General features: G+C 65.4%; 1 protein-coding gene. It reads right to left on the bottom strand.

Annotated features, from left to right (window positions below; genetic code table 11):
- Nucleotides 1-57: 57 nt before the first annotated feature.
- Entirely contained in the window at nucleotides 58-468 is a 411-nt protein-coding gene (locus EAO71_RS35225; protein ID WP_147981894.1) for a hypothetical protein, read from the bottom strand.
- Between the last annotated feature and the right edge of the window lie 160 nt (nucleotides 469-628).

Genomic DNA, 628 nt, shown 5'->3' with positions numbered 1-628 from the left:
GTGCTGTTCGATGCCGGTGGTCAGGTGGGGCCAGGGGGGCAGAGGCAGGTGTCCTGGCTATTGGCCATGGGCCTCCTTGGTGGGGCGGTTGGGGTGGCGGTGGACGGCGTGTTCTACCTGTTCGATCTCGCTTGTGCCGTAGGCGGTGCGGATGCCTGAGATGGTCAGTCCGCTGGCCTGGGCCAGGGATTCCAGGCGGTAAGGGCGGGTGCCGTGGAACTCCCGGCCGTAGGCGAGGAGGAGGCGGATCTCGGCATCGGCCGCGGCTTTGCGGGCCCGGGCATCCTCGAGGGCCAGGAGCAGCGGGTCGGTGTCGAGGCCGTCGCTTGCGGCTTCGAGGTTCTCCGCTTCCTCGGTACGGAGGCGTTCAGTCTGCTCGCAGGCGTCGAAGTACAGGTCGGGCGGGGTGACCGAGCCCGGGGTCGGCAGGGGGAAGCGGATCGCTGTGATGTCACTGATCAGGTTCATATTGTGATCATCGCAAAGTATTGCGTTGATCGCAATACTTCAAATCGTMGTCGTTCAGGCGGCGTTAGGGCACCGTTGAATCAGGGGCGGGAGGCGACATCATGAGCAGTGGCTATGCCGGCGCGTTCGGCAGCGCCTGGCATGCCATGGACTTCTGGGC

Source organism: Streptomyces sp. MS191, assembly GCF_008042125.1.
Lineage (GTDB): Bacteria > Actinomycetota > Actinomycetes > Streptomycetales > Streptomycetaceae > Streptomyces.
Note: the sequence above shows the minus strand (reverse complement) of the source record. Positions and strands in the feature narration are given on the sequence as shown.